The sequence below is a fragment of the Bradyrhizobium sp. P5_C11_2 genome, assembly GCF_054049755.1.
This window is the reverse complement of sequence record NZ_JBFULT010000375.1, coordinates 1-7460: the sequence shown is the minus strand read 5'-3', so window position 1 is coordinate 7460 and position 7460 is coordinate 1. Positions and strand designations below refer to the sequence as shown.

Sequence of the window (7460 nt, the reverse complement as noted above, 5' to 3'; positions counted from 1 at the left end):
CTGACATTGTTGMCCCCCAGGCGGGAGACCGCGCCTTCGGCGGCAGCGACTACCGACTGGCGGCAACCGCGCTGCTGGTTCACGTGGTTTCGCTGGACGGTCAGCCGTCGGCCGCCGAGCAGCGCAAGCTGCACAGCCTGATCGAAAGCCATTTCGGGCTTGATCGCGGCACCGCCGATCGCCTCATCGCGGATGCCACCCAGGTCGAGGGCGAGGCGGTCGACCTCTATCATTTCACCAGCGTGATCATGCGCTCGCTCGACGAAGAGGGCCGCAAGCGCATCGTCCAGATGATGTGGGAGCTGGTCTATGCCGACGGCCAGGTCAGCGAATTCGAGGACAACGTGGTCTGGCGCGCGTCCGACCTGCTTGGGGTCTCCCAGCGCGACCGGATCGACCTGAAGCATGCCGTCGCGGACCGCGCCGGTAACCAGGTGAAGGACGGCGCCGTCGGCGGCTGACCCGTCTCAGCACGGCGGGGCTGCGGGCCGTGCCGACCACATGACGAAATTTTAATGTAATCGCCGGCGGCTCCGGTGCCGGATTCGTTTGAAAATCGGCGGATTTCCGGCGCTCCCTGCCGGCCGTTCAAGCGGCCATGCCGCAAGCCAGCTTGCGTGTCGCGCACGGCCTATGCTCTCGTTCCGCCATTGCGGGGGCAAAAAACGTGAATTCAAGAGACTTCGATCGTGACTGAGCGGGTAACGCTGATTACCGGTGCCTCGGCGGGCATAGGCACGGAGCTGGCGCGCGTGTTCGCCGCCAATGGACATCGCCTCGCATTGACAGCGCGCAGGGCCGACCGGCTGGAGGCGCTCGCCAACGAGCTCTCCGCCAAGGGCGGCAAGAAGCCGATCGTGATCGCCTGCGACCTTCAGGAAGCCGATGCCGGCGACAAGATCGCGGCGGCGCTCGTGGCCGAAGACGTCGAGCTCGATCATCTCGTCAACAATGCCGGCTTCGGCGTGTTCGGGGATGCGGTCAGGCGCGACCGCGGCGAGCAGCTCGGCATCATCGACGTGAATATCCGTGCGTTGACGGAGCTGTCGCTGCGCTTCGCCGACCAGCTCATCCGCAACAAGGGCGGGATTCTGAATGTCGGCTCGGTCGCGGGCTTTCTACCCGGCCCGGGCATGGCCGTGTACTACGCGTCCAAGGCCTATGTGATCTCGTTCACCGAGGCCCTGCGCTGCGAGCTCGGCAAGCGCGGTGTTCGCGTCACCGTACTTTGCCCGGGTCCGGTGCCCTCGGAGTTTCAGGCCCGCGCGGGGTTTGCGCCCGGATTCGATTCCGCGATCCTCAATGTCTCCGCCGCCGACGTTGCGCGCGATGCCTATCGCGGCCTGATGGCCAATAAACGGGCGGTGCTGCCTGGTCTCGGCATCAAGATCGTACCGTTCCTGCTGCGATTTTTTCCGCGCGGGTTCATCCTGGCGGCGGTCGGCCGATTCCAGATGCGTAAGCGGTAGCCGCGGCGGACGTCCCGCATTGGCCCGGAGCTTGCTTCCATAATCGGTGTCGTGTGTGCGCAAACTCACACGAAATTAACGATCGCTTAGTTATGCTGGCGGTCTGAGCCGATAGCATTTGGAAAGGCAATGTCGTTCCGGACGGACAGGTTTGGTGGTGCAGAGGTGGTGCCCTTCCCCAGGCGAAGGGTCCTTGGCGCATCCGCCGCCCGTTCTGAAGCCCGACTGCCGGTCCTGATCGTCCTGCATCAGGAATCCTCGACGCCCGGCCGCGTCGGCAATGCGTTCCGCGCGCTCGGCCATCGCCTCGATATCCGCCGTCCGCGCTTCGGCGACCCGCTGCCGGAGACGCTCGAGCGACATGCCGGCGCCGTGTTTTTCGGCGGCCCGATGAGCGCCAATGATTCCGACGACTACATCCGCCGCGAGATCGACTGGATCGAAATTCCGCTCCGCGAACAGCGGCCGTTCCTCGGCATCTGCCTCGGCGCGCAGATGCTTGCGATGCAGCTCGGCGCCCGCGTCGCGCCGCACGCCGACGCGCTGACCCAGATCGGCTATTACCCGATCCGCCCGACGGCGGCGGGACACACGCTCTGCCCGGACTGGCCGGCGAAGGTCTATCACTGGCACCGTGAGGGATTTGAGCTGCCGGCCGGCGCCGAATTGCTCGCCGAGGGCGACGATTTTCCGATCCAGGCATTCCGCACGGGCAATGCCTTCGGCGTGCAGTTTCATCCCGACGTGACCTACGCGATGATGCATTGCTGGACCACGCGCGGCTATGACGGCCTCAGCGCGCCCGGTGCGCGCGAGCGGCATCATCATTTCACGGATCGCGCGGTCTACGACGGCGCCGAACGCGCCTGGCTCGATCATTTCATCGACGGCTGGCTGGCGCGCCGGCCGGTGCTGGCGCAAGCCGCCGAGTGATCGCGCCTTCGCGCAAGCCCTTGCCTCATCCCTGAATATGCTAGGCTCGCCGCCAACGAGCGCGCGTGAAGGCGTGCCGAGAAACAGAGGGAGAGCGTCATGGGCTACGAGCACATTCTCTATGAGGTGAGCGACAAGATCGCGACCATCACGCTCAATCGTCCCGACCGCATGAACGCGTGGACGCCGATCATGGAGCGCGACGTGCGTCACGCGATGGAAGCGTCGAGCGCCGACGACAACGTCCGCGTCATCGTGCTCACCGGCGCGGGCCGCGCATTCTGCGCCGGTGCCGACATGGACGCGCTGAAGGGGCTCGATCCCAACGACGTCAGGCGTGCATCGAACCTGCCGCCCTTCGACATGAACCGCCGGCCCGACTGGCAGACACGCTATGGCTTCTATCCGTCGATCGGAAAGCCGGTCATCGCGATGCTCAACGGCGCGACCGCCGGCATCGGGCTCGTGCACGCGCTGTATTGCGACCTGCGCTTTGCCGCGGACAATACGGTGTTCACCACCGCCTTCGCGCGCCGCGGACTGATTGCCGAGCACGGCATCAGCTGGATGCTGCCGCGCATCGTCGGCCACGCCAATGCGATGGACCTGCTGCTCTCGGCCCGGCGCGTCGGCAGCGACGAAGCGCTGCGGATCGGACTGGTCAACCGGCTCTGCCCGCCCGAAAAGCTCCGCGAGGAGACCTATGCCTATGCGCGCGACCTCGCCGATTTCGTCTCGCCGAGCGCGATGGCTGTGATCAAGCGGCAGCTCTACGAGGTTCCGTTTCAGACGTTGGCGGAAGCGACGATCGAGGCGAATCGCGAGATGATGGTGGCGCTGAACGGGAGTGATTTCCGGGAGGGCGTGGCGAGCTTCATGGAAAAGCGGCCGCCGAGGTTTACGGGGAGGTAGGGGGAGATTCAGGAGGTAGCCCGGCTTCGCCCTTCGGGCTACGCCGCGGCAGCCTTCGCTACGAGAGGGCTTGCCGAGCCGAAGCAGGCGCAGCCTGCGAAGGCTGGTGGAGCCAGGCGGGATCGAACCGCCGACCTCGTCATTGCGAACGACGCGCTCTCCCAGCTGAGCTATGGCCCCTTTTTGCTGGCCGCTCTGGTAAATGCGGCCGACAACCGGGCGCCATTTAAGTCCCCGCCAAGGTCAAGTCAAGGACGGGCGTAACCTGGTTTTAGCCATCCGGAGGCCTGAACTTCCCTTGTTTGGGCCGGGGGGAACCRATATCTAGCAGTCATCCTCCCCTGCGAGCTCCCCATCAAATGCGCGCTATTCTCGAAATCATTCTGCTGATCCTGGACCTGTACGTCTGGCTCTTGATCGCTTCGGCCATCTTGTCGTGGCTGATCGCGTTCAATGTCGTGAATACGCGCAATCAACTGGTCGCAGCGATCGCCGAATTTCTGTACCGAATCACCGAGCCCCTGCTGGCGCCGATCCGATCGATCATGCCCAATCTGGGCGGTCTCGACATTTCGCCCATTATCTTGATCCTGCTGATCTATCTGATCGAGAAATTGATCGTTTATAACGTCATGCCTCTCGTCATCGGATATTGATGGAGCCTTGGCGCAACTCGACCACGGGCGTCAGCATCGCGTTGCGCGTGACGCCGCGTGGCGGGCGCGATGACATTGACGGGGTCGAGACGCTCTCCGACGGCCGCAGGGTGTTGAAAGTGCGCGTGCGTGCAATCGCCGATGGCGGCGAGGCCAACAAGGCGGTTGTGGCGCTGCTGGCAAAATCGCTCGGCGTGCCCAAGGCCAGCGTGAAGCTCCTGTCCGGGGCGACGTCGCGATTGAAGCAGGTCGGGGTCGATGGTGATCCGGCGCGGCTCGGCGAAGCCCTGCACCGGCTCATTTCGGCCAGATCACAGGGATCGGGGAACTGACATGACGGCCAAGATCATCGATGGGAAAGTCATTGCCGCGGAACTCCGCGCCCGCGTCGCCGACGAAGTCGCCCGGGTCAAGCGCGAGCACAATCTGGTGCCGGGGCTTGCGGTGGTCCTGGTCGGCAACGATCCGGCCAGCGAGGTCTACGTTCGGAGCAAGCACACACAGACCCAGGCGGCCGGCATGGCCTCGTTCGAGCACAAGCTGCCGGCCGACGTTTCGCAAGCCGACCTGCTGGCCGTTGTGGCCAAGCTCAACCGCGATCCCGCCGTACACGGCATTCTGGTGCAATTGCCGCTGCCGAAGGGCCTCAACACCGAGGCCGTCATTAATGCCATCGATCCCGCCAAGGATGTCGACGGCCTGCATCCGAACAATGCCGGCCGGCTCGCCGGCGGTTTCCAGGCGCTGTCGCCCTGCACGCCGCTCGGCTGCATCATCCTGGCCAAGAGCGTGCATGCCTCGCTCGAGGGCATGAACGCGATCGTCGTCGGCCGCTCCAACCTGGTCGGCCGCCCGCTGCTGCAATTGCTGCTGAACGAGAACGCCACGGTAACAATCGCGCATTCTCGCTCGCGCGATTTGCCCGGGCTCGTGAAGCGCGCGGACCTCGTCTTCGCCGCGGTCGGCAAGCCGGAGATGGTGCGCGGCGATTGGCTGAAGCCCGGCGCAACCGTGATCGACGTCGGCATCAACCGAATCCCGAAGGATGACGGCAAGACGCGACTGGTCGGCGATGTCGCCTATCAGGAAGCGCTCGCAATTGCCGGTGCGATCACGCCGGTTCCAGGCGGCGTCGGCCAGATGACCGTCGCCTGTCTCCTCGTGAACACGCTACGCGCCGCCTGTGCGCTCGCGGGGCTGCCGAAGCCGGCGGTGTAAGAGACGCCGTCGTTCCGGGCGCACGAAGTGCGAACCCGGAACCTCGAGATTCTCAGGTGCGCAATTGCGCACCATGGTTCGATGCTTACGCATCGCCCCGGAATGACGATCAGCCCTTCTTTTTCTTCTCGCGCTCGATGCCTTCCAGGATCAGCTTCTGTGCTTCCTCCGGGCCCCCCCAGCGCACAATCTTCACCCATTTGCCCTTCTCGAGGTCCTTGTAGTGCTCGAAGAAGTGCTGGATCTGCTGGAGCGTGATGTCCGGCAGATCGCTATAGGTCTTCACCTTGTCGTAGCGCTGCGTCAGCTTTGACGACGGCACCGCCAGGATCTTCTCGTCGCCGCCGGCTTCGTCTTCCATCAGCAACACGCCGACCGGGCGCACGCTCATGACGGCACCGGGGATGATGGCGCGGGTGTTGATGATCAGGACGTCGCAGGGGTCGCCGTCGTCGGACAGCGTGTGCGGGATGAAGCCGTAATTGCCGGGGTAACGCATCGGCGTATAGAGGAAGCGGTCAACCACCAGCGTGCCGGCTTCCTTGTCCATCTCGTATTTGATCGGCTCGCCGCCAACCGGCACTTCGATGATGACGTTGACGTCGTGGGGGACGTTTTTCCCGATCGAGACCGCATCGATACGCATTCAAGGCTCCGTTGTTGCCGAGGTGAAATCGCGCCCGGCAGCGATTTTGGCGCTGTCATACGCGGGCTTGGCCCCCCAATCCATCGTGTTTTTGTGAAATAATGAATCCTGCGATCACCGGCTCAAGCAGCAAACGGTATCGACGGATGGGAAGCGCTGCCGGCTAGACTTTCAGCAGCTCAATTGGTCCAGGCGAAGGCAACCTTGTCGAGCGACTTCGGCCCGAATCGCTCCGAGGAGCGCGCCACCATGCGGCCGCCCAGCGCCCGGTAGAACTCCGTCGCCGGATCGTTATCGGACAGCGCCCACACCACCATGCTCTTCAAATTGCTCTGCATGAGGTCGCGGCGCGCGGCGGTGAACAGGCGACGGCCAAAGCCAAGTCCCTGGAATTCCGGGCGAAGATAAAGTTCGTAGATCTCGCCGTCGAAATGCAGGCTGCGGGCGCGGTTGCGGCCGTAATTGGCATAGCCGGCGATCTTGTCGCCGAACACCAGCACGCTGACGCGGCTGCCCTTGCGGATCGCGCTGTCCCACCATTGCGGGCCGCGGCGATTGATCAGCTTTTCCAGCTCGGCGCCGGGAATGATGCCCTGATAGGCCGAACGCCAGGCTTCGTCATGGGTCGATGCCACCGCAGTTGCGTCTGCAGCTTTGGCCGGCCGGACCTCGATCAGGGTTGTGCTCATGGACGCAATCAAACCAAGTCGCCGCGTCGGCGGCAAGACCTATCGTTAATTATCGGTTAACCTGTGGACTTTCTGCATCAGTATTCTAACCGTGTTGTACCGAAAGAGGACAAAGCGCTGCCTTGAACGGCAATGGCTTGCCAAGCGTCGGTGCAAAACTGCTTTGCGGCAACCAATGAACGGCGATGGCACCGCAAAATGTCCGCCCAGAATGATTCGTTCTGTCTAGTCTGGCCCTCGCTGTCCGTGTTCGCCTTCGGCAATTCATGCGACTCTTCAACATCCTCGCGCTTCTGCCTCTGCTGGCCCTGCTGACCGCGCCGCCTCTGTGCGCTCAGGTCACGTTTGGTTCATCGGGCGAGGAGGGCGAGCCGTTTCGCCGTCAGCAATGGCGCGTGCCGTCGCCGGATACCGATATTGCCGCGCATGCCCTGCTGTTTCGTCCGCCCGGCGCGGGGCCGTTTCGGCTTGCGGTCATTGCGCATGCCACCACGCAGAACGTGCTGCGTCGCGCGCAAATGCCGCAGCCGGAATACCGCGCGCTCGTCGCGCATCTGGTCGCGCGCGGTTTTGCCGTGCTGGTGCCGGAACGGCTCGGCCATGGCGCGACCGGCGGCCGCTATGTCGAGGACCAGGGCGGTTGTGACGAGGCGGATTACGCGCGCTCGGGTCGCGCGACCGCGGACGAAATTTCGCGCGCGCTGGACTATGTGCGAAAGCAGGATTTCGCTCGCAAGGATGCGGCGATCGTGCTCGGCCATTCCGCCGGCGGCTGGGGCGCGCTGGCGCTTGCGAACGCCGATCCGAAGGCGATTTCCGCGATCATCGCGTTTGCGCCGGGACGCGGCGGCCACGCCAACGATGAACCGAACCGGATTTGCGCAGCCCACACGCTCGTGGCGGCCGCCGCGGAGTTTGGCAAGGCGGCGCGCATTCC

General features: G+C 64.2%; 10 protein-coding genes and 1 tRNA gene. 8 read left to right on the top strand and 3 right to left on the bottom strand.

Translation table 11 applies throughout. The features are described from left to right. The 4 genes from ACXJL8_RS28095 to ACXJL8_RS28080 all read left to right on the top strand — a co-directional run. Nucleotides 1–461, top strand: a 461-nt coding sequence (locus ACXJL8_RS28095; protein ID WP_456685964.1) for a tellurite resistance TerB family protein, incomplete at its 5' end; no start/stop codon positions are given. Nucleotides 462–689: 228 nt separating this feature from the next. Next, on the top strand, nt 690–1469 hold the full coding sequence (locus ACXJL8_RS28090) for an SDR family NAD(P)-dependent oxidoreductase (protein WP_456620866.1): 780 nt from the start codon (nt 690–692) through the stop codon (nt 1467–1469). A gap of 129 nt (nt 1470–1598) precedes the next feature. Beyond that, nucleotides 1599–2402: a glutamine amidotransferase gene (locus tag ACXJL8_RS28085; protein ID WP_456620865.1), complete on the top strand. Its 804-nt coding sequence runs from the start codon at nt 1599–1601 to the stop codon at nt 2400–2402. A gap of 99 nt (nt 2403–2501) precedes the next feature. Beyond that, entirely contained in the window at nt 2502–3314 is an 813-nt protein-coding gene (locus ACXJL8_RS28080; protein ID WP_456620864.1) for an enoyl-CoA hydratase, read from the top strand. Between the two features lie 104 nt (nt 3315–3418). Here the strand turns inward: ACXJL8_RS28080 and ACXJL8_RS28075 are convergent. Continuing rightward, a tRNA-Ala gene (locus ACXJL8_RS28075) sits at nt 3419–3494 on the bottom strand. A 179-nt stretch (nt 3495–3673) separates the two neighbouring features. Between ACXJL8_RS28075 and ACXJL8_RS28070 the strand changes: the two genes are divergently transcribed. Genes ACXJL8_RS28070 through folD form a run of 3 tightly spaced genes read left to right on the top strand, consistent with a single transcriptional unit; the run spans nt 3674 to nt 5188 of the window. Next, nucleotides 3674–3970 (top strand): YggT family protein, encoded by a 297-nt coding sequence (locus ACXJL8_RS28070; protein WP_247352886.1) that lies wholly within the window; start codon nt 3674–3676, stop codon nt 3968–3970. Continuing rightward, nucleotides 3970–4302, top strand: coding sequence for a DUF167 domain-containing protein (locus ACXJL8_RS28065; RefSeq protein ID WP_456620863.1), 333 nt, complete (start codon nt 3970–3972; stop codon nt 4300–4302). Before ACXJL8_RS28070 ends, ACXJL8_RS28065 begins: the two co-directional genes overlap by 1 nt. Before the next feature lies 1 nt (nt 4303). Beyond that, nucleotides 4304–5188, top strand: coding sequence for a bifunctional methylenetetrahydrofolate dehydrogenase/methenyltetrahydrofolate cyclohydrolase FolD (folD, locus tag ACXJL8_RS28060; RefSeq protein ID WP_456620862.1), 885 nt, complete (start codon nt 4304–4306; stop codon nt 5186–5188). A gap of 109 nt (nt 5189–5297) precedes the next feature. On the opposite strand, the gene ppa is transcribed toward folD, so the two are convergent. Both ppa and ACXJL8_RS28050 read right to left on the bottom strand, forming a co-directional pair. Beyond that, the gene (gene ppa / locus ACXJL8_RS28055; RefSeq protein ID WP_456620861.1) at nt 5298–5834 is read right to left on the bottom strand and encodes an inorganic diphosphatase; all 537 of its coding nucleotides are present in this window, start codon (nt 5832–5834) and stop codon (nt 5298–5300) included. A gap of 179 nt (nt 5835–6013) precedes the next feature. Continuing rightward, nucleotides 6014–6523, bottom strand: coding sequence for a GNAT family N-acetyltransferase (locus ACXJL8_RS28050; protein ID WP_027533231.1), 510 nt, complete (start codon nt 6521–6523; stop codon nt 6014–6016). 266 nt (nt 6524–6789) lie between these two features. Between ACXJL8_RS28050 and ACXJL8_RS28045 the strand changes: the two genes are divergently transcribed. Beyond that, nucleotides 6790–7460: alpha/beta hydrolase family protein (locus ACXJL8_RS28045; protein ID WP_456685963.1), on the top strand; the 671-nt coding region annotated here is incomplete at its 3' end.